Origin of the sequence: Paenibacillus sp. UNC496MF (assembly GCF_900113915.1) — a bacterium.
Lineage (GTDB): Bacteria > Bacillota > Bacilli > Paenibacillales > Paenibacillaceae > Paenibacillus_Z > Paenibacillus_Z artemisiicola.
On record NZ_FORE01000007.1, the window covers coordinates 204,834 to 230,573 of the forward strand.

The window sequence follows — 25,740 nt, forward strand, 5'->3', positions numbered from 1 at the left end:
GGCTTAAGGCCGCAGGGCCGTTTTAGCAAGTCCGAACTCGCGATCCAAGGAGAACGGACGTTAGGGCCCGTTGGTCAAGTGGTTAAGACACCTCCCTTTCACGGAGGTAACAGGGGTTCGAGTCCCCTACGGGTCACCAATTGAATACTCGATATGGCATTTCATATCGCTTTGCGGTCGTGGTGGAACGGCAGACACACCATCTTGAGGGGGTGGCGCTCACAAGGCGTGAGGGTTCAAATCCCTCCGACCGCACCAACCTTAACTCGGACAAGTCCTTTAATCGAAAGGGCTTTTTTTATTGCCGCAATGCGTCCTTCGATGCCGGAGCCAGGGGCTCTGCATACGAAGAAGGGGTGCTTTCGTTGCATAGACCGTCAGGCTAACGCGAACAATACGGATTATGTCGGCCGGACAGCCGGACAGCCTTCCGTTCAACCGGGCCGATGACGGGGAAGCGCCTCGCGTATCTGCCCCCATGGTGCTCGAAAAAAAGTCTTGCCATCGCCCCGAGGGTTCGCTATAATAACTTTTGTTGTTTGCGAAAAGCTTGTCGAAAAACAACAAAACGCGGCCCGTTGGTCAAGTGGTTAAGACACCTCCCTTTCACGGAGGTAACAGGGGTTCGAGTCCCCTACGGGTCACCATTCTCGCTTTCATGCGAGTCATTAGCTCAGTTGGTAGAGCACCTGACTTTTAATCAGGGTGTCGTAGGTTCGAGTCCTACATGACTCACTTTACCTTTTTCGATATGGACAACTTCATATCGCACTCCGCGGTCGTGGTGGAACGGCAGACACACCATCTTGAGGGGGTGGCGCCCACAAGGCGTGAGGGTTCAAATCCCTCCGACCGCATCGAAGCAGGGCCGGTTTTCGGAATGGCGATCATTCTGGGGACCGGCCTTTTTCGCGTTTTCAGGCAAAGGTGATATAACGGCAATCGACTCCCGTGCCGGGAGGTTTTTTTGCGTTCGGGACTGTATGCGGGGCGGGGTCTTCGTTTACAATTGTAAGATGCTGGACAACCCGGCGGAAAGGATGCCGCACTCATGCTTAAAAAACTATTGACCGTGCTTTCGCCGGCGCAGCTCATCTCGGCGGCGTATTTCGTGGTCGTCATCCTCGTTGGCTTGCTGCTCATGCTGCCGATCAGCTTGAAGGCGGGCGTCTCGATCTCGCCGCTCGACGCCATGTTTACGTCGGTCAGCGCGATCAGCGTCACGGGATTGACGACGGTCGGGACCGGAGATACGTTCAGCGGCTTCGGCATCGCGGTGCTGCTCGTCGCCTTCCAGTTCGGCGCGATCGGGATCATGACGCTCGGCGCCTTCTATTGGATGCTCATGGGCCAGCATATCGGCCTGCTGCAGCGCAAGCTGATCATGATCGACCAGAACCGCAACAATTTGGCGGGCCTTGTCGAGCTGATGCGGCTCGTGCTGCTCATCTCGCTTTCGATCGAGCTGATCGGCACGGCGCTGTTCGCCGTCTATTTCTATGCGAGCGGTTATTCGCACAGCGTCGCCCACGCCTTGTATTACGGCTTGTTCCATGCCGTCTCCTCCTATACGAACGCCGGTTTCGACCTGTTCGGCGACTCGCTGATCCGTTATTCCGGCAGCTTCTACATCCAGGTGCTGTCGATGGCCCTGATCTTCTCCGGGGCGATCGGCTTCCCGGTGATGGCGGAGCTCTGGCATTACTTGCGGAGACCGAAAGGGAAGCGGTTCCGCTTCTCCCTGTTCACGAAGCTGACGCTCGTCACGCATGCCGTGCTGCTGTTCGGGGGCGCGTTCGTCATCCTGCTGACGGAAACGGGCCATTCGTTCTCGGGGCTGTCCCCCGGGCGGCAGGTCATGAACGCGTTGTTCCTCTCGGTCACCGCGCGCAGCGCCGGGCTGACGACCGTCGACGTGTCGACGCTGCACCAGGCTACGCTCCTGCTGGTCTCCGGCCTGATGTTCATCGGCGCGAGCCCGTCGAGCGTCGGCGGGGGCGTGCGAACGACCACGATCGCCGTCATCTTCGTCACCATCGTCATGTTCTTCCGGGGCGAACAAACGCCGCGGGCGTTCGGCCGTTCGTTCAACCGCGAGGACGTGACGAAGAGCTTCGTCTTCTTCATGCTGTCGCTGCTGCTCGTGACGGCGGGCATCTTCGCGCTGCTCATCTCCGAGCAGCATAAGTACGACCTCTCGGCGGTCATCTTCGAGGTCGCCTCCGCCTTCGGAACCTGCGGCATGTCGACGGGCATCACCGCCTCGCTGCATCCGCTCGCCAAGGTGACGCTCATGCTGCTCATGTATTTCGGCCGCATCGGCATGTTCCTGTTCATCTCGCTGTTCCAGGCGCGGAAGAAGCAGACCGGCATCAAATATCCGGAAGAGAAGCTGATCATCGGCTAGAACGCCGGGCGGTTTGTCTCCGACGCGGCGCTCCTTTATAATCAGAAGGAGTGAAGCGACTTCAGGCAGGAAGGGAATGGACCAGATGACGGAGCTGTACCATGTGCTGGGAGCCAAGCAGTTCGACCGGGCGTTTCTGGACGAGCTGTTCGCGGCGGCGGCGGAAATGGAGCGGGTGGCCGATGAAGGCGGCGAGCAGCGCTACCCGAACAAAATCATGAGCACGCTGTTTTTCGAAGCGAGCACGCGGACGCGGTTTTCCTTCGAGTCGGCGATGCACCGGCTCGGCGGCCGGGTCATCGGAACGGAGAACGCGAGCCAATTTTCCTCGACGATCAAAGGGGAGACGCTCGAGGACACGATCCGGATCATCTCGGGCTACAGCGACCTCATCGTCCTGCGGCATACCGAAATCGGGGCGGCCAAGCGGGCGGCGGCGGTATCGGACGTGCCGGTCATCAACGCGGGCGACGGCTCCGGGGAGCATCCGACCCAGGCGCTGCTCGATCTGTACACGATCCAGAAGGAACTCGGCGGCATCGACGGCGCGCAGATCGCGATGATCGGCGATTTGACCTACGGCCGGACCGTGCATTCGCTCAGCTACCTGCTGGCCAATTATCGGGACGCGCGCATTACCTTCGTTTCGCCGGACAACGTGCGCATCCCGTCGTACGTGAAGCGGTATTTGGACGAGAAAGGCGTCGCGTACGCGGAAACGGCCGATCTGGAGAGCCTCGCGGGCGTCGCGGACGTGTTCTACCAGACGCGCATCCAGAAGGAGCGGTTCCCGTCGCTCGAGGAGTACGGCAAGGCGGAAGGGAAGTTCATTATCGACCGCGCCCTCGTCGATGCCATGAAGCGCAGCGCGCTTATCCTGCATCCCTTGCCGCGCGCCGGCGAAATCCATCCGGACGTCGACGCCGATCCGCGGGCGGCGTATTTCCGCCAGGCCCAGAACGGTTTGTATATCCGGATGGCGCTTATCGAGCGCTGCTTCGGCGGCGGGCGGTAACCCCAGGGCAGGACGCGTACAAGGGAAAGAGCCTTCCCGCCGGCGGCGGGAAGGCTCTTCTCATGCTATGCGGTTATTGCTTCGTCAGAATGATCGGGCCGTCTTCGGTGATCGCGATCGTGTGCTCGTATTGGGCCGAGAGGCCGCCGTCGATCGTGCGCGCCGTCCAGCCGTCGGCATCGATCTTGCTCTGCCAGGCGCCGGTGTTCAGCATCGGCTCGATTGTCATGACCATGCCGGCTTTCAGGCGAATGCCGCGTCCCGGCGGGCCGTAATGCGGCACCTGCGGCTCTTCGTGCATGTCTTGCCCGATGCCGTGGCCGATGAAGTCGCGGACGACGGAGAAGCCTTGCGCTTCGGCGTATTGCTGGATCGCGTTCGACACGTCGCCCATGCGGTTGCCGACGACCGCCTGCTCGATGCCTTTGTACATCGAGGCTTCGGTCACTTCCAGCAGCTTCGCCGCTTGCTCGGAGACGCTGCCGACGGGATAGGACCAGGCGGAATCCGCCAGCCAGCCGTTCAGGTTGACGACCATGTCGATCGTGACGATGTCGCCGTCCTTGAGCGGCGCCGCGGACGGGAAGCCGTGGCAGATGACGTCGTTGACGGACGCGCAGGTCGCGAACGCGTAGCCTTTATAGCCCTTTTGCTCCGGCGTGGCGCCGTGCTGCTTCAGAAACTTCTCGACGAACTGGTCGATTTCCTGCGTCGTGACGCCGGGTTTGACCATCGTCCGGATTTCGCGGTGGCAGGCAGCAAGGATTTCGCCCGCCTTGCGCATGTGTTCGATTTCGTCTTTTGTTTTTAGAATGATCATGCTACACCTCTTTAATCGCTTATTATAGAGAAAAATACGGTCAAGGTAAAGAAACGGGCCGTCCGCGGACGGACGCAGAACTTACGGCAAAGGAGTCGGTGCGGGATATGAAACCGGTGGTGGCGAGAGTGGAAGCCGTCCTGATGGCGGACCACGGCGCGAAGAGCTTCGAGACGAGAAGGCTGGCGGAGGCGGAACTGGATTTCGGCGGCATACGCGGGGACCGGCACTTCGGCATGACGGCGAAAGCCGACGTCCGGCAGCCGGAATATCCGGGGGGGACGGAGATTTTCAACCGGCGGCAGCTGACGATCGTCTCCGCGGAGGAATGCGCGGCCATCGCCGAGGCGCTGGGCATTCCGCAGGTGAAGCCGGAGTGGCTGGGCGCGAATCTGCTGCTGTCGGGTCTGCCGGACCTGACGGCGCTTCCGCTCGGCTCGCGGATGATCTTCGAGAGCGGCGCGGGCCTGAACGGACAAGGGGAGAACTTCCCGTGCCGGGGGCCCGGGGAGCTCGTGCAGGCGAATTACCCGGATCATCCGAAGGTCGCCTCTCGCTTCGTGAAGGCGGCGTACCGGAAGCGGGGCATCGTCTGCTTCGTGGAGCGGAGCGGCGTCGTCCGGCCCGGCGATGCGGTCCGGATCTGGGTGAACGACGGGACGCTGCAGTAACCGGAGCCGAGCGGGACCAGGTTGAGGCGGAACGCGGGCCGGCTACCGCTCGCGGTAGGCCGCCGGCGAGACGCCGTGCTTCTGCCGGAAGACGCGGTAGAAGTACGAATAGCTGCCGAAGCCGCACGTCTCCGCGACCTGCTCGAGCGTCATGCTGCTGTATTTGATCCGCTCGATCGCCATGGATAAGCGAACGTTTTGGGTATACTGTATGATGGTCAAGCCGAAGCATTCCTTGAACAGGTGAACGGTCCGCGACACGCTGAGGCCGACGTGGGCGGCGACGTCCGCGACGGTGAAGGAGAGCGCGGCTTGTTCGTCGATGAAATTTTTCATCCGCGTCGCGATGAACGACTTGCCCTGAAGCTCGGACTGCGTGTCCGCGGCGCGGTCGAGACCGAGGCAGAGCGCGCGGAGCAAGTAATCGGCGAGCTCCGAATCGCCGTTCTCGAAGCGGCGCTTCTCCAGGATCAGCGCCTGCCAGAGCGACAGCCACCGCTCGTCCGGGACGACTTTGACCCGCTGCAGCCGCTCCTTGCGGCTCCACCAGTGATCGAGCCACTCGCCCCGGCAGATGACGAAATAATCGCCGCTCGAGACGCCGGGGCCAGCGCCGGACGACTCGTCCTGCGGCTGCGCGGACACGTTCAGGCTGTAGGAATCGCCCGGCTTGAACATCAGCAGGTCGCCAGCTACGATGCGCTGCATCCGTCCGTCGACGAGCGCCTCGCAGGCGCCCTCGGTCTGCAGCCGGAAGAGGTAGGCGCGCAGCCCCTCGGGATTGGTCATCTGGAACGGCTGCGTGTGGTAGGAATAGCCGCAGCTCATGATTTCGGCGTACACGGGACAACCTCACTTTGTAGCAATATTGGACATGTCATGGTTATATAATACATCTTATTAACGCTCGTAATCCACTATAATGGGTGTCAGATCGGTAAACCAACCACGCGTGAACGGCGCTCGCGCCGGGACGCGGAAGGAAAGGACGATAACGAAGATGAAAATCGGATTGCAGCTGTACACGCTTCGCGACGAAACGGCGAAGGACATGAAAGGCACGCTCCGCAAAGTGGCGGCCATGGGCTACGAGGGCGTGGAATTCGCCGGCTACGGCGACGTTCCGGCCGAAGAAATGCGCGACCTGCTTCAAGAGCTGAACCTGGTGCCGTTCGGCAGCCACGTGGGCCTCGCGAACCTCGAGAACAAGCTGGAGGAAGAAATCGCCTACCTGAAAACGATCGGCGCGACATACGCCGTCTGCCCGTGGATTTCGCCGGACAACGTCGCCCAAGGCGAATCGTTCTGGCGCGCGCTGATCGACAAGTTCGCCGGCATCGGCGAGCGTCTGAAGCAGGAAGGGCTGCAGTTCGCCTACCATAACCACGATTTCGAATTCGCGCTCAAAATCGACGGCGAATTCGTCTTCGACGCCATGTACACGAAGCTGCCGGCCGATCTGCTGAAGGTCGAGATGGATATCGGCTGGGTGCAATATTCGAACCAGGATCCGCTCGCGTACATCGCGAAATACGCCGGCCGCCTGCCGCTGCTGCACTTGAAGGATTTCCGCAAGGGCGAGCCGGGCAAACAAATCGACACGGTCGAGCTCGGCCGCGGCGATCTGGCCCTGAACGACATCATCGCCGCAGCGGCGAAAGCGGACGTGGAATGGATCGTCGTCGAGCAGGATACGTGCGCGAACCCGCCGCTGGAATCCGTGCAGACGAGCATGGACTGGCTCAAGGCGAACGGTCACAAGGCGTAACGCAACGGAGATCGGTGCGCGCGTTCAACCGTGGTTGGACCTGCGTCATATCGCTATTAACGATTCATTAGGGAGAAGGAGCAAGCTATCATGACAACCATTCGCGTAGCCGTCGTCGGCTGCGGCGCGATCGCGCAGCGCCGCCATATTCCGGAATACGCCGTCAACCCGAACGTCACGCTCGTCGCGTTCGTCGATCCCGTGCTGGAGCGGGCGAACAAGCTCGCCGACGAGTTCGGCGCCAAGGCATTTGCCTCGTACGAAGAAATGCTGAAGGAGATCAAGCCGGACGCGGTCAGCGTCTGCACGCCGAACTACCTGCACGCGCAGGTAGCGATCGCGGCCGCGAACGCGGGCGCGCACGTGCTCGTCGAGAAGCCGATGGCGTCCACGGACGAGGAAGCGGCGACGATGATCGAAGCGGCGAGCAAGAACGGCGTATACCTGATGGTCGGCCATAACCAGCGCCTGATGCCGCCGCACGTGAAGGCGAAGGCGATTCTGGACAGCGGCGTGCTCGGCCGCGTGCTGACGTTCCGCACCTCCTTCGGCCACCCCGGTCCGGAAGGCTGGAGCGTCGACGGCAAGGGCAGCTGGTTCTTCCGCCGGGACGAAGCGATCATGGGCGCCATGGGCGACCTCGGCGTGCACAAGTCCGACCTCATCCGCTATCTGCTGGGCGACGAAGTGGCGCAGGTCACGGGCTTCATCGGCACGCTGGACAAGAAGGACACGGACATCGACGATAACGCCACGTGCCTGCTGCGGATGAAGAGCGGCGCGATCGGCACGCTCGTCGCCAGCTGGACGTATTACAAGGGCGAAGACAACAGCACGGTGCTCTGGTGCGAGAACGGCGTCATGAAGATCGGCACGGATCCGCACGACCAGATCATCGTCGAGCTGCGCAACGGCTCCGTCGAACGGCATAACGTCGGCGCGATCAGCACGAACGAGAAGCAGCAGACGAGCGGCGTCATCGACGCGTTCGTGGAATGCCTCGTGACGAATACGCCGCCGAGCATTTCCGGCGAAGAAGGACGCAAGTCGCTGGCCGTCATCCTTGCGGCGTTCGAATCGCAGGCGACGGGCAAAGTCATCAGCTTGTAAATAAATCGGCGCGCGGCGCTGCGATGCGGGACCGCATACGGTCCGGCGCACGCTCGCGCCGGCCGTAATAAAAAGCCCGGCTTCGACCATTGGTCGAAGCCGGGCTTTTCGGTAGGGGCGAATCAAGCTTTGTACACGAGCGGATTGAGCTCGGACGCGGCCAGGTCGCCCGGCGCGAGGCCCGGGAACCAGGCCCGCAGGTCGTTTTGCCGCGCGCTGCTGTCCGGCTCGGCGATGCGGACGCCGTCCGCGACGTAGATGATCGTCATGACTTCGCGCATCGTCTCGGACGGGTTGCCCGGGGCGGAATGCAGCGTCCAGCCGGCATGGAACGTCGCGTCCCCGGCGGCGAGGGCGCCGTAAGTCGTCGTCGGCAGCTGCTTGCCCGCGATGAACGAGCCCAGCGTCTTGTGGGACTCGTCGGAGATCGCTTGGCGGCTCATGTAGCCGAGCTTCTGCGATTCGTCGACGAACGTCATGGAGCCGACCTCTTCGGACACCGGCACGAGCGGCATCCAGAGCGTGATCGTGTGCGGCGTGTCGAGCGGCCAGTACACTTGGTCCTGATGCCAAGGCGTATGCCCGCCGCCCGGCTCCTTGAACAGCGCTTGGTCGTGATAGACGCGGACGCCGTCGACGCCCATCAGCTCGGCGGCGATTTTGGCGAAGCGCCTTGCCATGACGAACCGTTTGGCGCCTTCGTTCAGCTGCCACAGGTTGCCGATCTGGATGAAGGCTTTGCCGTACGTGTCCCGCTCCGAGACGGGCTTCGTGTGGTAATCGCGCTCGCGGACGACGCCGGAGATAATGGGCTCGTACGCCGCGATTTCGTCTGGCGTCGCGACGTGCGCCAGCTTGATGTGGCCCTTCCGCTGGTACGAAGCGATCTGCTCCGGCGACAGCGGATAATCGGATTGCAGCGAAGGAAGCTGCGCGTAGTCGGTTCGGATGGCCATGTCGTTCTAACGTCTCCTTTTGGGGAACATCCGGACGGATGCAGGTTGGAATGACTCCATTATAGAGCGAGGCGCGCGGGGAATCTTTGTACCAAACCGCTGACTCTTTTGTCAAAAACGACTGCGTCGTCTATAATGGATTCGAAGGAGAACGCGTCGCGCGGGAAAGGATGAAAGCGCTTGTTTCTGTCCGAATTGTTGGTTCGCCATCCGGTCGTGCCGTACGTCCGCGAGGGCGATTATGCCGTCCGCACCCCGTGGACCGTGGCGGCCCGCCGGCTGCTCGATTACTTGCTGGTCTACATTCAGGAAGGCGAATGCCTCTTTCACGTCGACGGCGAGCCTTATGAGTTCCGGGCCGGGGAGTTTTGTCTGATTCAACCGGGGAGCTTGACGGTGCTCGAGGGAAAAACGAATTCGATCACGCCGTTCGCCCACCTCGACTGGTTCTATGACGACTTTCGCGAGACGCGTTATCCGACGCGGCCCGGCCAGGTCGATCTGGCGCCGTACCGGCATCTGCTGCAGCCGCGGCTAAACGACCTGCAGGGCGTCCATATCCCCGTCAAGCTTCGGCCGAAGCAGCCGGTGCAGCTGCGCGACCGGTTCCTCGAGGTGGTCGAGAATTGGCAGAACCGCAGCCCGCTCGCGCAGCTTCGCGTCCAGACGCTCGCGTCCGAGCTGCTGCTCGCGATCCTCGACGATCACACGGAAGGGCTGAAGGAAGCGGAGCGCGCCGCGCCGCAGCCGCTCAGCTGGGTCACGTCGTTCATGTCGTTCCGCTTGTCGGAGCCGCTGTCCGTGCAGGAGATGGCGGCGCGCGCGAATTTGTCGCCGTCCCGCTTCAGCGCGAAGTTCAAGGCGCAGTTCGGCGTCGCCCCGCACCGGTATTTGCTGCGGCTGCGCATTCAGTACGCCCGGGAGCTGCTTCGCCATACGGCGCATTCCTTGGAGGACATCGCGGCTTATTGCGGGTTCGCCGACGTCCACCATTTCGCCAAGACCTTCAAGAAGGAAGAAGGGATGGCGCCCGGCGCCTACCGGAGTGGCGGCGGGCCGACGTGAACGTTCGGGAACGGGCGGGCGAAGGCGGACCAGCACGAACGGGCGGACGAAAAAAGCACGGCGCCTTCCGCTTGCGGAAGAATGCCGTGCTTGATCTGCCCGTTTACGGACGGATGAATTCCTGCGTCCAGTACGGGTTCATGCTGCCGCCCTTGGCATAACCGACGCCAAGCTGGGTGTAGTTGGGGCTGAGAATGTTTTGGCGGTGGCCCGGGCTGTTCATCCAAGCGGTCATGACGGCTTGGACGCCTTGCTGGCCGGCCGCGATGTTCTCGCCCGCGTACGAATAGCTGACGCCGAACGATTTCATCATATCGAACGGACTGCCGTACGTCGGCGATTGATGGTCGAAATAGCCTTTGTCCCGCATGTCGACCGACTTGGCTTGCGCGACTTTGTTCAGTTCGGCGCTGAGCGTCAGCGGCTGAACGCCGGCTTTGGAACGCTCCGCGTTCACTTGCTGAAGGATTTGGTTCGCGATGCCGGAATCGACCGTACCTGCGCTTCCGCCGGCTGCCGTGCCTGTACCAGCGCCGGCACCCGTGCCGGTACCCGTACCCGTGCCTGTGCCGGTACCCGTGCCGGCGTTCGGGTTCCGATAGTTCCCGGCGTTGCCCGGATAACCGGCATTGCCCGTATTGCCGTTGTAATACCCGTTGCCGGCGTTACCGGCGCCCGCGTTGCCCGCATTGCCGGTCGTGCCGTTGTAATTGTTGCCCGCGCCCGGTACCAGCTGGCGCAGCCAATCGTTCAACGGATTGACGTCCACGCCTTTGGCGCGCAAGGTACGGTCGTTGTCGTACGCGTTGACGTTGTTCGGTCTGTCGGTCCGCGCGTACATCGGCAGACGGTCGACGGAGTTCGTGCGAATGCGTTGCGCTTCTTTGCTTGCCGAGTGATACGTTCCGTTCGGCGTCGTGCCCCTGACGGAGTTATAGATGAGTGCCCCTACCCCGAAAGCCAACACGATGCCCAGCAGCGTTCCGAAAAATCTTTTCATCTGAGTATCAAGCTCCTTTCTAACCACTAATATGTTCAGCGGCAAAAAGGGCTATGCGACTCGGAGGCGAGGGAGTTCAAGCAAAATGCTCCACGATCAGGACGTCGCGTCCCGCCAGCCGGACGTCGCCGGAGACGGCCCGGCCCGTGATCAAATCGGTGCCGGACAGGCCGTCCAGGCGGACGGTCGCGTCGTGCTCGTTATGGTTCAGCACGAACAGGTACGACTTGCCTTCGCGTTCGCGGCGCGTCACTTCCACGCCGGGCGCCTTGCCCGGAAGCGGCCGGATGCCCTTCGCGCGGCACAATTCCCCCAGCAGGCCCTGCAGGAAGGCGGCGTCGGGGGCGGAGGCGACGTACCACGCTTCCCCTTCGCCGAACCGGTTGCGCGTCAGCACCGGCATGCCGCGGTAGAAATCCTCGCCGTATTCCGCCAGCACGTCCGCGCCTTCGGCATGGATCAGGTCGCAGAGCAGGGAACAGGAATAAGCGCCTTCCAGCGCGCCGTGCGCTTCCTTCATGACGATCGCGTTCGTACGGCCCGGGAACAGCGCGTCGATCTCTTCCGCCCAGATGCCGAGCAGCTTGCGCAGCTCGCCCGGGTACCCGCCGAGCGCGACGAGGTCGTTCTCGTTCACGATGCCGCTGAAGAACGTGGTCAGGAACGTGCCGCCGTTCGCGACGAACCGCTCCAGCCGCTCGGCCATGCCCGGCTTGACCATGTACATGACCGGCGCCAGCACGAGGTCGTACCCCGTCAGCTCGTCCTCGAAGGAAATCAGGTCGACCTGATGCCCGAGCTCGTACAGCGCGTCGTAGTACCGCTGGATTTCATTGACGTACTTCAGGTCGACGGACGGTCCGCTCGACAGCTCGATCGCCCACCGGTTCTCCCAGTCGTACAGGATCGCGATGCGGCTCGGAAGCCGCGTGCCGAGCAGCTTCGCGCCGAACCGGTCCAGCTCCCGCCCGAGCTCCGCGCATTCGCGGAAGACGCGGGTATGCTCGTGGCCGACGTGCTCGATCAAGGCACCGTGGTATTTCTCGCAGGCGCCGGCAGAGCGGCGAAGCTGGAAGAACATCACGCTGTCGGAGCCGTGCGCCACGGCCTGGTAGCTCCACAGCCGCATGACGCCGGGGCGCTTCAGCGTGTTGTAGGCCTGCCAGTTCTGCTGGCTCGGCGTCTGCTCCATGAGCAGGAACGGCTGGCCGCCCTTCAGGCCGCGCATCAGGTCGTGCGTCATGGACGTGAAGCTGACCGGCGTATCCATGCCGGGATAATTGTCCCAGGACACGATGTCCATTTCCTTCGCCCATTTGAAGTAGTCGAGCGGCTTGTACGTGCCCATGAGGTTGGTCGTGACCGGGACGTCCGGCGTATGCCGGCGGACCGCGTCGCGCTCCAGCTTATAGCAGTCGAGCATGCCGTCGGAATTGAAGCGGGCGTAATCGAGCGAGATGCCTTGGAAGTTCGTGCGCGTCTCGGCCCATTGCTCGGACAGCGCGTTCGGCGGGACGATCTCGTCCCAGTCATAGAACGTATGGCTCCAGAAGCGGGTGTTCCACTGCTCGTTGAGCTTCTCGAGCGTGCCGTATTTCTTTTGCAGCCAGACGCGGAACGCCGCGGCGCAGTTGTCGCAATAGCAGTCGCCGCCGTATTCGTTGGAGATATGCCACAGCAGCAGCGCGGGATGGTCCTTGTAGCGGTCCGCCAGCTTGTCCGCCAGGCGTTCGGCGTACATGCGGTAGGAAGGGCTGTTCGGGCAGGAATTGTGCCGGCCGCCGAATTTGCGCTTGCGGCCTTCGAAGTCCGTGCGCAGCACGTCCGGATGGCGGCGGGCCATCCAGGCCGGATGGGCGCCCGTGCCCGTGGCCAGGCAGGCGTGAAGGCCGTTGGCCGCCAGCATGTCCATGATGCGGTCGAGCGTCGCGAAATCGTACGTATCTTCAGCCGGCTGAATCATCGCCCACGAGAACACGTTGACGGTGGCGACGTTCATGCCGGCAAGCTCCAGCATGCGCATATCCTCCGGCCAGACCGAAGGATCCCACTGCTCCGGGTTGTAGTCGCCGCCATATAACATTTTGGGCAGATGCGTCGTGTCCATGTTTTAAGCTCCCCTTTGCTGTGAATAGTGATAATAAGTCCATTTTATGGTATGCTTGTCCGTAAGGATATATAAAATACGATTGGCAGGATATGATAATATGGAACAGCTGGATGAACATCGCATCTTGCAGGCGAATGCCCATCGGAACCGTTACATGTTTACCCTCGGCGAATTCGATTTGCCGTTATATATGGACAGCATCGGCTACAATCCGGATCAGGAATCGGTCGACCGGACGAAAGGCTATCCCAATTTTCATTGGCTGCAGACGCTGGAGGGCGAAGGGGAGTTCTTGCTGAACGGCCGCCGCTACGCGCTGCCGCCGGGCAACGGCTCGCTGCTCTTTCCCGGGGTGCCGCACGCCTACGCCGCCAAGGGCGGCAGGAAGTGGTCCACCCTGTACGTGACGTTCGGCGGCGAATTGGCCGGCTCCATGCTGGCGGCGCTCGGCATCCGGCATACGGAATGGCTTCATTGGAACCAGGACGCGCCGATCACGTCGCAGCTCGTGCAGATGATCGAATTGGTGCAGAAGGACGAGGACCGGACGGGACTGAACGCCTCGGCGGCGCTGTACCGGTTCCTGACGATGGTGAAAATTTACGGCCAGAAGGGCGGGCGCTCGTCCGTCCATCAGCATCTGGAGAAGCTGGACCCGCTGCTGCACTGGCTCGACGAGCAGTACGGCGACCCCGAGATCGGGCTGCCCGACATGGCGACGCAGCTCGACATCAGCCCCCGGTACCTGAACTCCCTCTTCCGGCAAGCGTTCGGCATTACGGCGTACGCGTACCTGATTCGACTTCGCATCATGAAGTCTAAAGAAATGATGAGCTTCGGCGATAACAAGCTCTCCATCAAGGAAATCGCCCAGCTGTCGGGATACCGGGATTCCAGCCATTTCATCGCGGCATTCGGCAAAGCGGAAGGCATGACGCCGGAGCAGTTTCGCAAGCTGCACGGGCTTATGATATGAACGAGACGAACGGAGCGGAAACGAAGATGACGGAATTGAAAGCATGCGCGGTCTGCGGCACGGAAAAGCCGCTGTCCGCTTATACGAAGCGGTCGGGAGGCGCGGGAAGGCGCGGCACCTGCCGGGCGTGCCTGCGCAAGCGCAAGCGCGACGTGACGCTTCCGGCCGGAGCGGAGGGGCCGACGGCGATGACGTCCGCGGCCGCGGAGACGACGGCCCCGGCGCGGCAACGGCCGCGGACGGCGGCGATCGCGGGCGAACCGGCCGCGGCGGCGGAAGGCGCCGCGGCGGAGATCGCCGCCTCCGAGGGCGGCGCCTTCGAGGGCGAGACGCCCGCGAAGCCGAAGCGGAAGCGGCGCCGCAGAAGGAAGAAGCCCGCCGAGCTGCGCCGCCCGGACGCGGCGCGCGAGGCCGCCGAAGCGGCGGAGCCCGCGGCGGCAGCGCGCGCGGAGGCGCCGGCCGCTCCTGGGCCGGCGGCCGAGGACGGCGGCTCCCCGGCGGCGGAAGCGCCGGCGGCGGGGACCGGCGACGCGGCGGCCGAGCAAGCGCCGCTGCGCAAGCGGAAGCGCAAGCGCCGCCGCGGGAAGGCGGCGAAGCGGCAGGCCGGGCGGGATGCCGAGGCGGCGTCCGGCGGAGGCCGGCGGCCGCCGAACCGGGTCATCCATCCCGTAAAGGGCAATTTCTCGTTCAAGACGTCCCTCTTGAACGACCGCGGCCGCGGCATGATCCGGCTGCGCGGCCGCCGCGAGACGGGCAAGCGTTGGTCGACGGAAATCCCGACGGAAATGGCCGTCCGGATGGTGGAGGAAGGCGCGGCGGGCATCATTCATCCCGGCCTCATCCACAAGCTGTACACGAAGGCCGATTTTCGGATTCTCGTGCTGCAGCGGGACGATTACGTCTGCCGGTATTGCGGCAATTACGGAGACACGATCGACCATGTGCTGCCGAAGTCCAAGGGCGGCTTGTCCACGCCGGCCAACTGCGTCTGCGCCTGCGCGGAATGCAACCTGAAGAAGGCGGACAGCCTCGATTACGTGGACGACGAAGCGCTGCCGCATTACTATTTGCAGTCCTGATCCCCGTGCCGATTCCCGCCTTGATTAAGGTCGTGCTGGAAAATTTTATGGGGTTATCATGAGATTACTCCCGTGTTACCATGGGTGGCGTCGGAAGGCCGGCAACACTTTAGCACATGAGGAGGATCATTTCATGAACATGCAACCGTTTCGCGTAGGCGTCGCAAGCGTTCTCGCGGCAGGACTGATCGCGCTTGGGGGCGCAGCGCTGAACAAAGCGGAGGCAGCGGCTCCGAACGCTTCCGTAACGTATAAAGTGACGAGCAACGACACGCTTTATCAAATCGCCCAACAATACGGCATCGACCTGAACGCGCTCATCGGCGCGAATCCGTCCATCGCCAACCCGAACGTGATTTGGCCGGGCATTATCGTGAAGGTGCCTACATCCGGCGGATGGTACCCGAGCACGGGTACGGGCGCGGGAACGAACACGGGCTCGAATACGGGCGCGGGCTCGAACGCGGGCACTGGCTCCAACGCAGGGACGGGCACGAACCCAAGCACGGGCGCGAGCACGACGGACAAGAGCCAATTCGCTTCGCAAGTCGTGACCCTCGTGAACAAGGAGCGCGCGAACGCGGGTCTGCCCGCGCTGAAATCCGACGCGCTGCTGTCGAAGGTCGCCATGGACAAAGCGAAAGACATGTACGCCAAGAACTATTTCGACCATAACTCCCCGACTTACGGCTCGCCATTCGATATGATGCGTGCCTATGGCGTGAACTATTCTTACGCCGGCGAGAACATCGCCAAGGGCCAGCGCACGCCGCAGGAAGTCATGACGGCTTGGATGAACAGCGCCGGCCATAAGGCGAACATCCTGGGCAGCCACTACGGCAAAATCGGCGTGGCGTACTACAACGGCGAATGGGTACAGGAATTCACGAACTAAACGCTTATAACCGCGCTTTACGCCAAAGGCGGCCCTTCCGGGGCCGCCTTTCTTTACATTTCGAGGGGCGCCGTATATGATATAACCAATGGTTAGCAAATAAAAGGGGGCTTGTCGCAAACGATGACGACGACGCGAAGAAAGCAAATGACCGAAGACATGAAGGCGGCGATCCGCCAATCCGCGGCCGAGCTGTTCGCCGAGCAGGGCTACGAGCACGTGACGATGCGCGAAATCGCGAAGCGGGCGGGGTGCTCGCATACGGCGATTTATTTGTATTTCAAGAACAAGGAGGAGCTGCTGCAGCATATCGCCATTCCGTCGCTGCTGGAGCTCGAGCGCGGCTTCCGCGAGGAATTGGAGAAGGCGGACGCGTCGCCACTGGAATGCCTAATGGCGGTGTGCGGCCGGTACGTCGTCTTCTGCCTGAGCAGCGGCAGCCTGCATACGGTTCTGTTCATGTCCGGTTCCGTGCGGGTCGACGATCCCGCGCCGGCGCTCGAAATCAACGTCATCCGCAACCGCTTGTTCGCGACGATGCGCGATTCGCTGAATCGGGTCGTCCCTCCCGCCGAGGCGGAAGGCGGCGAGAGCGGCGAGGCCGCGACGAACCGGGCCCGGGTGCTGTTCTACTATATCCAGGGCTTCGTCAGCACGTATGCCGGCCATACGGAGCCGACGGCCATCCTGCTCGACCGCATCCTGCCGATCTTCGGCGAAGGCATCGTCGTCCTGACGAAGGGCATGGCGCAACATTAATTGTTTTTAATGTCGCAGGGTTTGGCGAATCCGAAGCGAATTAAGCCTAAGAGACTCGTTTCGGGGGATGGATCGGACCATGAGGCGCAAAGCCGTTTACTGCAATCGCGTGCTTGCTTCGAAGTTAAAACGAACGCTTACGCTCCGGACGATCGGGCGCAAGGAACCGGTGGCGAACGATCTTCATCCCGATTCCATGAGCTACCGCCGGCTCATCAAATATTTGCCGGAGCCGATCTTCGTGCATGACGGCGATACGGTCATCTTCACCAACCAAGCCGGACTGCGCCTGCTCGGCGTGACGGAAGCGGAGCTGCTGGCGAGGCCGTTCGTGAGCCATTACCTCCATCCGGACGTCCGCGAGAAGGCGAGGCACCGCCTGAAGGCGATTCTGGGCACGGACGAGCCCAACGAGTTCGAGGAGTCGAAGCTGGTGAGCGCCGCGGGCGAGATCATCGACGTCGAAGTCTCGAGCACCCGCATCCGCGACTATCCCGGCAAAGGGACGGTCGTGCAGAGCGTCTTCCGCGATATCCGCGACCGGAAGCGGGAAGAGGAGGCGCTCATCCAATCCGAGAAGCTGTCGGTCGTCGGCCAGATGGCGGCCGGCATCGCGCACGAGATTCGCAACCCGCTTACGTCTCTGATCGGATTTTCCAAATTTCTCAAAACGAGGATCAACAGCTACCACGATTATTTCGACATCATGCTCGTGGAGCTGGACCGGATCAATGCCATCGTGCAGGAATTCATGGCGCTCGCCAAGCCGCAGGCGAACCAGTTCCGCCGGCACGACCTGATCAAGACGATCCAGAGCGTGCTGACGCTGCTCGAGACGCAGGCGATCATGAACAACGTGCAGCTGTCCGCCAACTACGACGCCGAAGCGGCGGAGCTCCTCTGCGAGGAGAATCAGCTCAAGCAGGTGTTCGTCAACGTGCTCAAGAACGCGATCGAGGCGATGCCGCAGGGCGGAACCGTCGCCATCCGGCTGAAGTCGGCCGGGAGCGGGGACATCGCGGTGTCGATCGAGGACCAGGGCGTCGGCATTCCGGAAGAGCAGCTGCCCCTGCTCGGCGGCCCGTTTTTCACGACGAAGGACGGCGGAACGGGGCTCGGCCTCATGATCTGTTACCGCATCATCGAAGGCCACCGCGGCAAGATCGACATCGCCAGCGCCCACGGCAAAGGCACGACGGTGACGATTTCCTTGCCCAAAAACGAGTGAAACGATGCGCCGGCCCGGCCTGCTGGACGGATTTACCGGTAGGTTGGCCGAAGCAGCTGTGTTATCCTATTACGCGAGCCGAAACGATAACTCGTACGGGGGATCTTTTGGGAGCAAGTCACGTTGCTCCGTTCCCGTCATCTGATGCGTATCACATGACGGGTTCACCGCGCTTTTGGCGCTGGGGTGAATCGCGCGTTCCGCGCGTAGGGTCGAACTCCTCGACCCGAATCCGACAACTAACCTCGTAGGCCGCATGCGAAGATGGCGTCTTCGTTCCGCACCCGCTCGGCGGATCTGTCCTCTTCGTAATGACGTTCTTATGCCTGCTTTCCGGGCATGCGACCGTAAATCCTAAGGAGGCAACCGACAACATGAATCGTCATCATTGGAAGAAGGGCATCGTGGCCGCCGCGCTCGGCCTCGTCATTTTCGCCCAAAGCGCAGCCGCGCACGCGGAAGGCACGTACAAAGCACAGAACGACGACACGTTCTGGAAGCTGTCCCAAAAGTTCGGCGTCAGCGTCGATCTGCTGCAGCAGGCGAACCCGTTCGTGGAAGCCGGCAACATCTACGACGGCTTGATGCTGGTCATCCCGGCGGCCGAGAAAGTCAAGACCGCGGGTCCTGCGCGCGTCCTGAAGCAGGAAGCCAAGGTTGCCGTTGCGAAGAAAGCCCCGGCGGCCGTGGCGAAGAAATCCGCGCCGAAGGCGGCTAAGAAAGCGCCGGCGAAGAAAGCGGCAGCGACTGCTTCGAAAACCATGAAGACGGGCGTCAAGAAAACGACGGTCAAGCCATCGGCCGCCAGGAAGCCGCAGCGCGACCGCGTGTCGGTGAACGGCAAGTCGTACGTCTACTCGGACGTCATGACGGTCAAAGCAAGCGCCTATACGGCAGCGGCCTCCGAGAACGGCTGGGGCCCCGTCGACTACTTCGGCAACCCGCTGAAGCTCGGAACGATCGCGGTCGATCCCGACGTCATTCCGATGGGAACCAAAGTGTACATTACCGGCTACGACCACGGCGGTTTGCCGTCCGGCGGCATGCTCGCGGTCGCGTCCGACCAGGGCAGCGCCATCTCCGGCAACCGAATCGATATTTTCGTTCCGCAATCGCAGAAGCAAGCCAGCGAGTTCGGCTTCCAGAACGTCAAGGTCTTCATTCTCAATAAATAAGCGCACGATGACAAACGGCAGCCCGCGGGGGGCTGCCGTTTTCTATGCTGCGTTTATTCGTGCGCGGTAGCTTCATCACGGGCAGTGCGACAATCGTCTCCGGGCGCGGCGGCTCGGCGAAAGCAAGCCGTTCGGCCCGCTCAGGGCAGCCGGCGGGCCGCCGGACGGCCGAGCAGCTCCGGCAGCGTGACGATCGCGTAGCCTTTGCTCCGCAGCAGCTTGATCAGGCGCGGCAGCGCCGCGACCGTGCCGGACAGATCCTGCCCCGTGCCGCCGCCGGCATGCTGCAGGACGATCGAGCCGGGCTGCAGCGTCCGCTTGATGTTGATGAGAATGGCGCTGCTGTCGATGCTTCGCCAGTCTTCGGAGTCGACGTCCCAGTTGACGACGGTGAAGCCTTTGCCGCTCAGCCATTCCACCTGCGCCGGCGTGATCTCGCCGTACGGCGGACGAACGAATCTCGGGCTGTAGCCGACGAGCGGCCGCAGAATCCAGTCGGTCCGCAGAACCTGCTGCTGCATGGCGTACTGCGAGATCCGCGAGAAGACGGGATGGTTCAAGGAATGATTGCCGATGATGTGGCCTTCCCGCTGCATCCGCCGCACGATCGCGGGATGGGCGGCCGCGCGCTGGCCGACGACGAAGAACGTCGCGCGGACCTTGTAGCGCGCCAGCGTTTCGAGCACCTGCGGCGTGTAACGGGGATCCGGCACGTCGTCGAACGTCAGCGCGACCCGGCGAAAGCGCCGGGAGCCGCCGATGACGAAGGCGCCGGGATAGCGCTGCTGCAGCGCCACCCACGAAATCGCGGGCTTTTTCTTCTTCGGGCGCCGGACGCCGGAGAAGGCGCCGGTCTCTTCGGACGGATGCTGCGCTTGAGGTCGGTATTCGCTTCCCGCCGCGGCGGACCGCTTGCTGCTTGCCGGCTCGGCCCCCGCGGACGCGGCCAGCAGCATGCATGCCGCCAGCAGCAGCGCTTTTCGCGCTTCCCACCATCTTCGCATGGCCGTCCCTCCTTCATGAAGTCATTTTGCCCGCCTGCGTAATCGCGCATTCACGAAAATCGGAATCGGCACTTTACAGCGTTGCATTGAAGACGTAACATGAGAAGGAACCGATCACGCGAAAAAGGGGATAGCGTTCCAATGCCAACGATCGATATGCCGCTCAAGGAATTGCAAACGTATTCAGGACTCAATCCGAGGCCTGCCGATTTCGACGATTACTGGGAACGGGCGCTGGCGGAGATGCGCGCCGTCGACGCCGCGGTCGAGCTCGTGCCGAGCGAATTCCAGACGCCGTCGGCCGAATGCTTCGATTTATATTTCACGGGCGTCCGCGGCGCGCGGATCCATGCCAAGTACGCGCGTCCGCGCGATGCGGAACGGCCGCATCCGGCGGTCGTCCAATTTCACGGCTACAGCGGCAACGCCGGCGACTGGACGGACAAGCTGGGCATCGTATCGCTCGGCTTCTCCGTCTTCGCGCTGGACGTCCGCGGACAGGGCGGTTATTCCCAGGACGGCGGAGGCGTAACGGGCACGACGCTGAACGGCCATATCATCCGCGGGCTGGACGATCATCCGGACGAGCTGCTGTTCCGGCACGTCTTCCTGGATTGCGCGCAGCTGGCCGGCATCGCGATCGGCAGCCCCGAAGTGGATCCGGAGCGCGTCTATGCCATGGGCGGCTCGCAAGGCGGCGCTTTGACGATCGCCTGCGCGGCGCTGGAGCCGCGCGTCAAGAAGCTGGCGCCGGTGTTCCCGTTCCTGAGCGACTACCGCCGGGTGTGGCAAATGGACCTGGCCAAGGACGCGTACGCGGAGCTGCGCACGTACTTCCGCCATTTCGATCCGCAGCATAAGCGGGAGGACGAGATCTTCACGAAGCTCGGCTACATCGACATTCAGCATTTGGCGAACCGCATCCGGGGCGAGGTGATGATGGGCGTCGGCCTCATGGATACGATCTGCCCGCCGTCGACGCAATTCGCCGCGTACAACAAGATCACCGCGCCGAAGCGGCTGGAAATCTACCCGGACTTCGGCCACGAAGGCTTGCCGGGCTTCAACGACAAGACGATTCGATTCTTCCTGGGCGATTATTAAGAGGAGGCTGACGCGGCATGCTTATCGGCAATAACGAAAGATTGGTCATGATCGGCGATTCCATCACCGACTGCGGCCGGGCGAGACCGGTCGGGGAAGGCTTGTTCGACGCGATCGGCAAAGGCTACGTAGGCCTCGTCGACGCCCTGATTTCGGCGGCCTACCCCGAGCGCGGCATCCGCGTGACGAACATGGGGATCGGCGGCAACAACGTGCGCGATCTCAAGGAACGCTGGCAGACCGACGTAGTGGACCTGAAGCCGGACTGGCTGTCGGTCATGATCGGCACGAACGACGTCTGGCGGCAGTTCGATACGCCGACGATCAAGGAATCGCACGTGTACCTGGACGAGTACGAGGCGACGCTGGATTCGCTCGTCGCGGCGACGCTGCCGCAGCTGAAAGGGCTCGTCCTGATGACGCCGTTCTACATCGAATCGAACGAGAACGACCTCATGCGGGCGCAAATGGACCGCTACGGCGCGGCCGTCAAGCGCGTGGCCGAGAAGTACGGCACGCTGTTCGTCGACACGCAGGCGGCGTTCAACGCCGTGCTGGAGCATCTCTACGCCGGCACGCTCGCCTGGGACCGCGTCCACCCGAACCAGATCGGCCACGCCGTGCTGGCGCGCGCGTTCTTGAGCGCGATCGGCTACGAATACGGCAAAGGGCTGTAGAGCTGCGCGAGTAACGTAAAGTCACGCATGCAGACGCGCGCGTCCCGGCGCGATAAGCGAGCAGACGAAAGAGCCGCCCCCCGGCTTTGACCGGGGGCGGCTCTTTCCGCGTCGCGACCGCCGCGCAAGGCGTCGCGGGCGGGACGCGGATTAAATTTTGAAGATCGACATCGTGCGCTGCAGCTGCATGACGATCTGCTGCATCTTCTCCGTCTCGGAGACGACCGCCTGGACGGAGCCGATCTGCTCGTTCATGGCGGCGGACACCTGCTCCGTCCCGGCCGCGGACTGCTGCGTGATGGCGGAGATGCTCTGGATCGCTTCGGAAATCTTCCGCGCGCTTTCGAGCATCGCGTCGCTCTCGGCGGAGAAGCGGGCGATCTCGGCCGTGATGAACTCGACGCTCCCGACAAGCTCCGAGAAGACGTGCTCGGAATCCCGCAGCATGTGCAGCTGCAGCTGCACGACTTCTTCGTTGACCTTGATGTTCGCGATCGCCTGCCGCACGCCGGCGTCGATGTCGCGGACGAGCGTGAAGACTTCCTTCGTGGAGGAAGTGGATTCCTCGGCCAGCTTGCGGACCTCCTGCGCGACGACGGCGAAGCCGCGGCCGTGCTCGCCGGCGCGGGCCGCTTCGATCGAGGCGTTCAGCGACAGCAGGTTCGTCTGCTCCGCCAGGTCGGAGATCGTGCGCGTGATGGACGAGATGCCCTGCGCCTTGCGCGCCAGATCCTCGATCGTGGCCGCGACCTGCGCCGTCGCCTCGACGTTGCGCGTCATGCCCTGCGCCTGGCTGTCGACGGCCTGGCGGCCGCGGGCGACGAGGCCGAGCGTCTGCTCGGAGCGCGCGTTCATCTCCTGCGTCGCGTGGGCGTAGGCGCCGACCTTGTCTTCGATCTCGCGAATGGATTCCGCCATGTCGCCGACGTCCTCGGAGATTTCGCCCGCTCCGGTCGCCAGCTCGCCGGCCGACGCGGCGACCTGCTCCATAACCTGCTTCAGCTCGACGTTTTTATCGAAAATGCTGCGGCTCGTATCGTTGACGACGCGCGAGATCGTCGAGGTCTCCTTCAAGATGTCGCGAAGCTTGTCCACCATGCTGTTGAACGAATGCCCGAGCTCGCCGAGCGAGGAGGAGGAAACGTCCACCTTCTGGGTGAAGTCGCCCTTGGCGATGCCGAACGCGATGGACGTCATGTCTTGGATGGAGGATGTAAGCGCTGTCTCCATCACGCGGACAAGCGGATACGCGACGATTGCGGCGATCGCGACGATGCAGAGGCCGAGCAGCATGCTGCCGCCGGTAATCGCCAATCCGAGCAGCAGGGCGATCGCGAACAGCGCGACGATGGCGTAGCAGCCCGTCAGCAGTTTATTACGAATCGATAATGAAGAGAACCATGGCATGAGGCTCGCTCCTCCTAATTTTGGAATAATCCTATTATAGCATTGCAGTGCTTTTTGTCTATATTCGTCTCATCCGGTTCGATTCGAACGACTCATGTCGAAAGTACTGTAATATGTCCGAGGTCGGGTGTCGAAAGGACCAAAAAATCTGTAAGGTATTTGTAAAAAACTGTTGTAAGATTGGGAATGTTGTCCTATAATGGGACCATTGGATGAGATGGAAGTTTCATCTAAAACAGGACGACGGAGGCGGGAATAGTGAATCTGGAGGCAATGCCTTTATCTCGGCAAATCGATTTCGTGTTTAGACAGTTGGAAGACGAGCTGCTTTATTCGTTGGCGGGAACCGTAATCATTCAAATCCGCAACAATGTCGTCGGGAAGTACGGCGTTCGCCATAACCCCATCGAAAGCAAAAACGGGCGGATCGGGCCGGCGGAGCAGGGAATGACGCGGGAGCAGGTGCAGGCGTTCCGCCAGATGGCGGTCGATTCCATCAAGCTGAAACGCAGTTGGACGCACGGGGAGATCATGTACGATTTCTCGGTCCGGTCGGGCGCCTGGACGGCCGGCATTCTCTTCGAAAGCAATTACAATCTGGCGAGCGGCATGTTCCGGTATACGCCGAAGCACGGGCCGCAAACCCTGCGCGACGCGCCTTGACCGCGCCTTCATACATAACAAAGAAGCTGCCTCGGCTCATGGGGCAGCTTTTTTCGTCTCTATGAAGCGGTTGCCTTGGAGGAACTTCGCTTGGCCGTTACCGGGAAGCTCTTCCTGCAAGCTGCATTTCCGCCATTTGCACGAGTCTGCGCGTGATGTTTCCGCCGAGCGCGCCGGCGTCGCGGGTCGCCATCATGCCGTAATACCCGTCTTGCGGAATCGACACGCCGATTTCGCGGGCCACCTCGTACTTCATTTGATCGAGCGCCGCGTTGCATTGCGGGACGAGCAGGGAGTTGCTGCTGCGGTTGTTCGCCATTCGTCTTCACCTCCTTCGCGTACCCTTAGTATGGGTGCGCTGGAAGCGTTTATTCGGCGGCGCCGCTCCGGATCGGGATGTAATTATTGCCAGCTCAGAACGCGAAGCCGAGCGCGAGCGGAAGCAGGAACAGCCCGTAGACGAGCACGTTGGCGGCCAGGGAAGCGGGCGGCTCGTGGTTGCAGTCGCAGGCGGCGGCCGAGGTGCCTTGCCATTCCTGGAGCGCGGCGTGAAGCTGGTAGATGGCCGTCGCGAACAGGCCGATCGCGGACAGCTTGACGGCCGTGGCAAGATTCGGCTCGACGTAGCGGACGAGAGCGCCGGCGCGCGTCAGGAAGACGATGTAGAAGCCGAAGGCGGCGAGGATGCAGCACCGGATCAAATGATGCGCGATCGTTCTTCGCTGCCGGGTCGACAAGGGCGGCATGGCGCATGACCTCCTTCTTCGGGATGAGCGGGATTCGCGCGGTTCATGTGGATCATGGGATTCAGGTTCCGAATACGAGCTTCTCCGTCAGCAGCGATCCGATCCAGACCGCGGCAATCAGAAACGCGATGATGCCGACGATCGTGCGGCTGCGGAAGGCGGAGAAGAGCAGCAGGACGTTCTTGACGTCGACCATCGGGCCGAACACGAGGAACGCGAGCAGCGCGCCGGGGCCGAAGACGCCGTGGAACGACGAGGCGACGAACGCGTCGGACGTCGAGCAGAGCGACAGCGCGAAGCCGGCCGCCATCATGAACGGCGAGGCCAGCGCGGGCGAGGCGGCGACGGCCGTCAGGAGGCCCGGATCGGCATGCGACTGCGCGAGCGCGGCGACGAAGGCGCCGATGATCAGATATTTGCCGATATCGAAGAACTCCTCCGACGCGTGCGCGAACGTTGCTTGCACCCTTTCCGCGACGCCGCCGTTCGCATGGCCGTGGTTGTACTGGTAATCGCCGTCCGGCCGGCGGCCGGGCGAGACGAAGGAGTGCAGGCCGAGCTTGAGCGGATTGCGCTTCATGAACGCGTACAGCGCGAAGCCGAGCAGCAGGCAGACGAAGAAAGCGAGGCCCATCCGGGCATAGGCGATCGCAGGCTCGGCGGCGAACGCGCCCAGGGTGGAAGCGAACACGATCGGATTGAGAACCGGACCCGCGAAGATGAACACCATGCCGATGTAGGGCGGCATGCCCTTCCGGATGAGCCGGCGGACGATCGGAATCATGCCGCACTCGCACAGCGGCAGCAGCAGCCCGAGCAGGCAGCCGAAGAGCACGCCGGCGACGGGGTTGCGCGGGGTCAGCCGCGCGATCAGCCGGTCGGACACGAACACCTGCAGCACGGCGGACGCGAGGACGCCGAGCAGGATGAACGGAAACGCTTCTATAATAATGCTGATGAAAATATGCTGGAAATCGTGCACGTCGCCGAAGCTCCTTTCCCGCCGGCGCAAGCGCATCGGGCGCATGACGAAAACGCGGCTACGATTAAGGTATGCGGGCCCGTTCGCGAGCAGGACAAACTTTGCGCCGAAATTGCGCGGCCC

The 25,740-nt window shown here is 62.4% G+C and carries 25 protein-coding genes, 5 tRNA genes and 1 riboswitch; of the genes, 20 read left to right on the forward strand and 10 right to left on the reverse strand.

The annotated features are described in order from the left end of the window. The first annotated feature begins 64 nt into the window (after positions 1–64). The 7 genes from BMZ79_RS12660 (at position 65) to pyrB (ending at position 3,422) form a co-directional block, all read left to right on the forward strand. A tRNA-Glu gene (locus BMZ79_RS12660) sits at positions 65–139 on the forward strand. A 34-nt stretch (positions 140–173) separates the two neighbouring features. Next, positions 174–258: transfer RNA gene (locus BMZ79_RS12665), tRNA-Leu, on the forward strand. 314 nt (positions 259–572) lie between these two features. After that, positions 573–647: transfer RNA gene (locus BMZ79_RS12670), tRNA-Glu, on the forward strand. Positions 648–662: 15 nt separating this feature from the next. Continuing rightward, positions 663–735 (forward strand) — tRNA-Lys (locus BMZ79_RS12675). Positions 736–775: 40 nt separating this feature from the next. Beyond that, positions 776–857, forward strand: a tRNA-Leu gene (locus tag BMZ79_RS12680). A 194-nt stretch (positions 858–1,051) separates the two neighbouring features. Continuing rightward, entirely contained in the window at positions 1,052–2,407 is a 1,356-nt protein-coding gene (locus BMZ79_RS12685) for a TrkH family potassium uptake protein (protein WP_090640654.1), read from the forward strand. A gap of 76 nt (positions 2,408–2,483) precedes the next feature. Then, the gene (gene pyrB / locus BMZ79_RS12690) at positions 2,484–3,422 is read left to right on the forward strand and encodes an aspartate carbamoyltransferase (RefSeq protein WP_256252706.1); all 939 of its coding nucleotides are present in this window, start codon (positions 2,484–2,486) and stop codon (positions 3,420–3,422) included. A gap of 73 nt (positions 3,423–3,495) precedes the next feature. On the opposite strand, the gene map is transcribed toward pyrB, so the two are convergent. Beyond that, on the reverse strand, positions 3,496–4,242 hold the full coding sequence (gene map, locus BMZ79_RS12695) for a type I methionyl aminopeptidase (protein ID WP_090640656.1): 747 nt from the start codon (positions 4,240–4,242) through the stop codon (positions 3,496–3,498). A gap of 107 nt (positions 4,243–4,349) precedes the next feature. On the opposite strand from map, the gene BMZ79_RS12700 reads away from it, so the two are divergent. After that, a complete protein-coding gene (locus tag BMZ79_RS12700; RefSeq protein ID WP_090640658.1) occupies positions 4,350–4,913 on the forward strand; it encodes an MOSC domain-containing protein in 564 nt (187 codons plus the stop codon). Positions 4,914–4,955: 42 nt separating this feature from the next. Here BMZ79_RS12700 and BMZ79_RS12705 read toward each other — a convergent pair whose 3' ends face one another. Further along, the gene (locus BMZ79_RS12705) at positions 4,956–5,756 is read right to left on the reverse strand and encodes a helix-turn-helix domain-containing protein (RefSeq protein ID WP_090640659.1); all 801 of its coding nucleotides are present in this window, start codon (positions 5,754–5,756) and stop codon (positions 4,956–4,958) included. Positions 5,757–5,904: 148 nt separating this feature from the next. Here BMZ79_RS12705 and BMZ79_RS12710 point away from each other — a divergent pair, with 148 nt between their 5' ends. Both BMZ79_RS12710 and BMZ79_RS12715 read left to right on the forward strand, forming a co-directional pair. Beyond that, a complete protein-coding gene (locus tag BMZ79_RS12710) occupies positions 5,905–6,681 on the forward strand; it encodes a sugar phosphate isomerase/epimerase family protein (RefSeq protein ID WP_090640998.1) in 777 nt (258 codons plus the stop codon). A gap of 90 nt (positions 6,682–6,771) precedes the next feature. Then, positions 6,772–7,791: a Gfo/Idh/MocA family protein gene (locus BMZ79_RS12715; protein WP_090640661.1), complete on the forward strand. Its 1,020-nt coding sequence runs from the start codon at positions 6,772–6,774 to the stop codon at positions 7,789–7,791. A gap of 122 nt (positions 7,792–7,913) precedes the next feature. On the opposite strand, the gene BMZ79_RS12720 is transcribed toward BMZ79_RS12715, so the two are convergent. Further along, the gene (locus BMZ79_RS12720) at positions 7,914–8,747 is read right to left on the reverse strand and encodes a phytanoyl-CoA dioxygenase family protein (RefSeq protein WP_090640662.1); all 834 of its coding nucleotides are present in this window, start codon (positions 8,745–8,747) and stop codon (positions 7,914–7,916) included. Positions 8,748–8,927: 180 nt separating this feature from the next. On the opposite strand from BMZ79_RS12720, the gene BMZ79_RS12725 reads away from it, so the two are divergent. Then, positions 8,928–9,812 (forward strand): AraC family transcriptional regulator, encoded by an 885-nt coding sequence (locus BMZ79_RS12725; protein ID WP_256252707.1) that lies wholly within the window; start codon positions 8,928–8,930, stop codon positions 9,810–9,812. A 103-nt stretch (positions 9,813–9,915) separates the two neighbouring features. On the opposite strand, the gene BMZ79_RS34690 is transcribed toward BMZ79_RS12725, so the two are convergent. Together BMZ79_RS34690 and BMZ79_RS12735 are read right to left on the reverse strand one after the other, a co-directional pair. Beyond that, entirely contained in the window at positions 9,916–10,812 is an 897-nt protein-coding gene (locus BMZ79_RS34690; RefSeq protein WP_256252708.1) for a CAP domain-containing protein, read from the reverse strand. A 76-nt stretch (positions 10,813–10,888) separates the two neighbouring features. Continuing rightward, a complete protein-coding gene (locus BMZ79_RS12735; RefSeq protein ID WP_090640664.1) occupies positions 10,889–12,919 on the reverse strand; it encodes a beta-galactosidase in 2,031 nt (676 codons plus the stop codon). Between the two features lie 100 nt (positions 12,920–13,019). Here BMZ79_RS12735 and BMZ79_RS12740 point away from each other — a divergent pair, with 100 nt between their 5' ends. The 6 genes from BMZ79_RS12740 (at position 13,020) to BMZ79_RS12765 (ending at position 19,034) form a co-directional block, all read left to right on the forward strand. Further along, a complete protein-coding gene (locus tag BMZ79_RS12740; RefSeq protein ID WP_177222127.1) occupies positions 13,020–13,898 on the forward strand; it encodes an AraC family transcriptional regulator in 879 nt (292 codons plus the stop codon). Continuing rightward, positions 13,895–14,977: an HNH endonuclease gene (locus BMZ79_RS12745; protein WP_090640667.1), complete on the forward strand. Its 1,083-nt coding sequence runs from the start codon at positions 13,895–13,897 to the stop codon at positions 14,975–14,977. The genes BMZ79_RS12740 and BMZ79_RS12745 overlap by 4 nt, the downstream gene beginning before the upstream one ends. Before the next feature lie 133 nt (positions 14,978–15,110). Then, positions 15,111–15,872: a CAP domain-containing protein gene (locus BMZ79_RS12750; RefSeq protein WP_090640668.1), complete on the forward strand. Its 762-nt coding sequence runs from the start codon at positions 15,111–15,113 to the stop codon at positions 15,870–15,872. 123 nt (positions 15,873–15,995) lie between these two features. Further along, positions 15,996–16,631 (forward strand): TetR/AcrR family transcriptional regulator, encoded by a 636-nt coding sequence (locus BMZ79_RS12755; protein ID WP_090640670.1) that lies wholly within the window; start codon positions 15,996–15,998, stop codon positions 16,629–16,631. 79 nt (positions 16,632–16,710) lie between these two features. After that, positions 16,711–17,859 carry an ATP-binding protein gene (locus BMZ79_RS12760; RefSeq protein ID WP_177222128.1) on the forward strand — a complete coding sequence of 383 codons (1,149 nt, stop codon included), beginning with the start codon at positions 16,711–16,713 and terminating at the stop codon, positions 17,857–17,859. Between the two features lie 66 nt (positions 17,860–17,925). Continuing rightward, positions 17,926–18,127, forward strand: a riboswitch (cyclic di-AMP (ydaO/yuaA leader). 106 nt (positions 18,128–18,233) lie between these two features. After that, positions 18,234–19,034 carry a 3D domain-containing protein gene (locus BMZ79_RS12765; protein WP_090640673.1) on the forward strand — a complete coding sequence of 267 codons (801 nt, stop codon included), beginning with the start codon at positions 18,234–18,236 and terminating at the stop codon, positions 19,032–19,034. 140 nt (positions 19,035–19,174) lie between these two features. Here the strand turns inward: BMZ79_RS12765 and BMZ79_RS12770 are convergent, their stop codons facing one another. Continuing rightward, positions 19,175–20,038: a polysaccharide deacetylase family protein gene (locus BMZ79_RS12770; protein WP_090640675.1), complete on the reverse strand. Its 864-nt coding sequence runs from the start codon at positions 20,036–20,038 to the stop codon at positions 19,175–19,177. Between the two features lie 141 nt (positions 20,039–20,179). On the opposite strand from BMZ79_RS12770, the gene BMZ79_RS12775 reads away from it, so the two are divergent. Together BMZ79_RS12775 and BMZ79_RS12780 are read left to right on the forward strand one after the other, a co-directional pair. Next, on the forward strand, positions 20,180–21,142 hold the full coding sequence (locus BMZ79_RS12775; RefSeq protein WP_090640677.1) for an acetylxylan esterase: 963 nt from the start codon (positions 20,180–20,182) through the stop codon (positions 21,140–21,142). A 17-nt stretch (positions 21,143–21,159) separates the two neighbouring features. Beyond that, a complete protein-coding gene (locus tag BMZ79_RS12780; protein WP_090640678.1) occupies positions 21,160–21,819 on the forward strand; it encodes an SGNH/GDSL hydrolase family protein in 660 nt (219 codons plus the stop codon). 150 nt (positions 21,820–21,969) lie between these two features. Here BMZ79_RS12780 and BMZ79_RS12785 read toward each other — a convergent pair whose 3' ends face one another. After that, entirely contained in the window at positions 21,970–23,226 is a 1,257-nt protein-coding gene (locus BMZ79_RS12785; protein ID WP_090640680.1) for a methyl-accepting chemotaxis protein, read from the reverse strand. A gap of 300 nt (positions 23,227–23,526) precedes the next feature. On the opposite strand from BMZ79_RS12785, the gene BMZ79_RS12790 reads away from it, so the two are divergent. Continuing rightward, positions 23,527–23,889, forward strand: coding sequence for an O-methyltransferase (locus tag BMZ79_RS12790; protein ID WP_256252709.1), 363 nt, complete (start codon positions 23,527–23,529; stop codon positions 23,887–23,889). A gap of 97 nt (positions 23,890–23,986) precedes the next feature. Here BMZ79_RS12790 and BMZ79_RS12795 read toward each other — a convergent pair whose 3' ends face one another. The 3 genes from BMZ79_RS12795 to BMZ79_RS12805 all read right to left on the reverse strand — a co-directional run bounded on the left by BMZ79_RS12795 (position 23,987) and on the right by BMZ79_RS12805 (position 25,617). Next, the gene (locus tag BMZ79_RS12795) at positions 23,987–24,208 is read right to left on the reverse strand and encodes an alpha/beta-type small acid-soluble spore protein (RefSeq protein WP_090640684.1); all 222 of its coding nucleotides are present in this window, start codon (positions 24,206–24,208) and stop codon (positions 23,987–23,989) included. 94 nt (positions 24,209–24,302) lie between these two features. After that, a complete protein-coding gene (locus BMZ79_RS12800) occupies positions 24,303–24,635 on the reverse strand; it encodes a DUF1980 domain-containing protein (RefSeq protein WP_090640685.1) in 333 nt (110 codons plus the stop codon). A 61-nt stretch (positions 24,636–24,696) separates the two neighbouring features. After that, the gene (locus tag BMZ79_RS12805; RefSeq protein WP_177222130.1) at positions 24,697–25,617 is read right to left on the reverse strand and encodes a permease; all 921 of its coding nucleotides are present in this window, start codon (positions 25,615–25,617) and stop codon (positions 24,697–24,699) included. Positions 25,618–25,740: the final 123 nt, after the last annotated feature.

Coding starts and splice junctions, on each gene's coding strand:
- BMZ79_RS12765 (WP_090640673.1), top strand. CDS start 18,234: ATGAATCGTCATCATTGGAAGAAGGGCATCGTGGCCGCCGCGCTCGGC.
- BMZ79_RS34690 (WP_256252708.1), bottom strand. CDS start 10,812: ATGAAAAGATTTTTCGGAACGCTGCTGGGCATCGTGTTGGCTTTCGGG.
- BMZ79_RS12700 (WP_090640658.1), top strand. CDS start 4,350: ATGAAACCGGTGGTGGCGAGAGTGGAAGCCGTCCTGATGGCGGACCAC.
- BMZ79_RS12775 (WP_090640677.1), top strand. CDS start 20,180: ATGCCAACGATCGATATGCCGCTCAAGGAATTGCAAACGTATTCAGGA.
- BMZ79_RS12760 (WP_177222128.1), top strand. CDS start 16,711: ATGAGGCGCAAAGCCGTTTACTGCAATCGCGTGCTTGCTTCGAAGTTA.
- map (WP_090640656.1), bottom strand. CDS start 4,242: ATGATCATTCTAAAAACAAAAGACGAAATCGAACACATGCGCAAGGCG.
- BMZ79_RS12685 (WP_090640654.1), top strand. CDS start 1,052: ATGCTTAAAAAACTATTGACCGTGCTTTCGCCGGCGCAGCTCATCTCG.
- pyrB (WP_256252706.1), top strand. CDS start 2,484: ATGGACCAGATGACGGAGCTGTACCATGTGCTGGGAGCCAAGCAGTTC.
- BMZ79_RS12795 (WP_090640684.1), bottom strand. CDS start 24,208: ATGGCGAACAACCGCAGCAGCAACTCCCTGCTCGTCCCGCAATGCAAC.
- BMZ79_RS12770 (WP_090640675.1), bottom strand. CDS start 20,038: ATGCGAAGATGGTGGGAAGCGCGAAAAGCGCTGCTGCTGGCGGCATGC.
- BMZ79_RS12780 (WP_090640678.1), top strand. CDS start 21,160: ATGCTTATCGGCAATAACGAAAGATTGGTCATGATCGGCGATTCCATC.
- BMZ79_RS12735 (WP_090640664.1), bottom strand. CDS start 12,919: ATGGACACGACGCATCTGCCCAAAATGTTATATGGCGGCGACTACAAC.
- BMZ79_RS12740 (WP_177222127.1), top strand. CDS start 13,020: ATGGAACAGCTGGATGAACATCGCATCTTGCAGGCGAATGCCCATCGG.
- BMZ79_RS12785 (WP_090640680.1), bottom strand. CDS start 23,226: ATGCCATGGTTCTCTTCATTATCGATTCGTAATAAACTGCTGACGGGC.
- BMZ79_RS12715 (WP_090640661.1), top strand. CDS start 6,772: ATGACAACCATTCGCGTAGCCGTCGTCGGCTGCGGCGCGATCGCGCAG.
- BMZ79_RS12745 (WP_090640667.1), top strand. CDS start 13,895: ATGAACGAGACGAACGGAGCGGAAACGAAGATGACGGAATTGAAAGCA.
- BMZ79_RS12750 (WP_090640668.1), top strand. CDS start 15,111: ATGAACATGCAACCGTTTCGCGTAGGCGTCGCAAGCGTTCTCGCGGCA.
- BMZ79_RS12755 (WP_090640670.1), top strand. CDS start 15,996: ATGACGACGACGCGAAGAAAGCAAATGACCGAAGACATGAAGGCGGCG.
- BMZ79_RS12800 (WP_090640685.1), bottom strand. CDS start 24,635: ATGCCGCCCTTGTCGACCCGGCAGCGAAGAACGATCGCGCATCATTTG.
- BMZ79_RS12720 (WP_090640662.1), bottom strand. CDS start 8,747: ATGGCCATCCGAACCGACTACGCGCAGCTTCCTTCGCTGCAATCCGAT.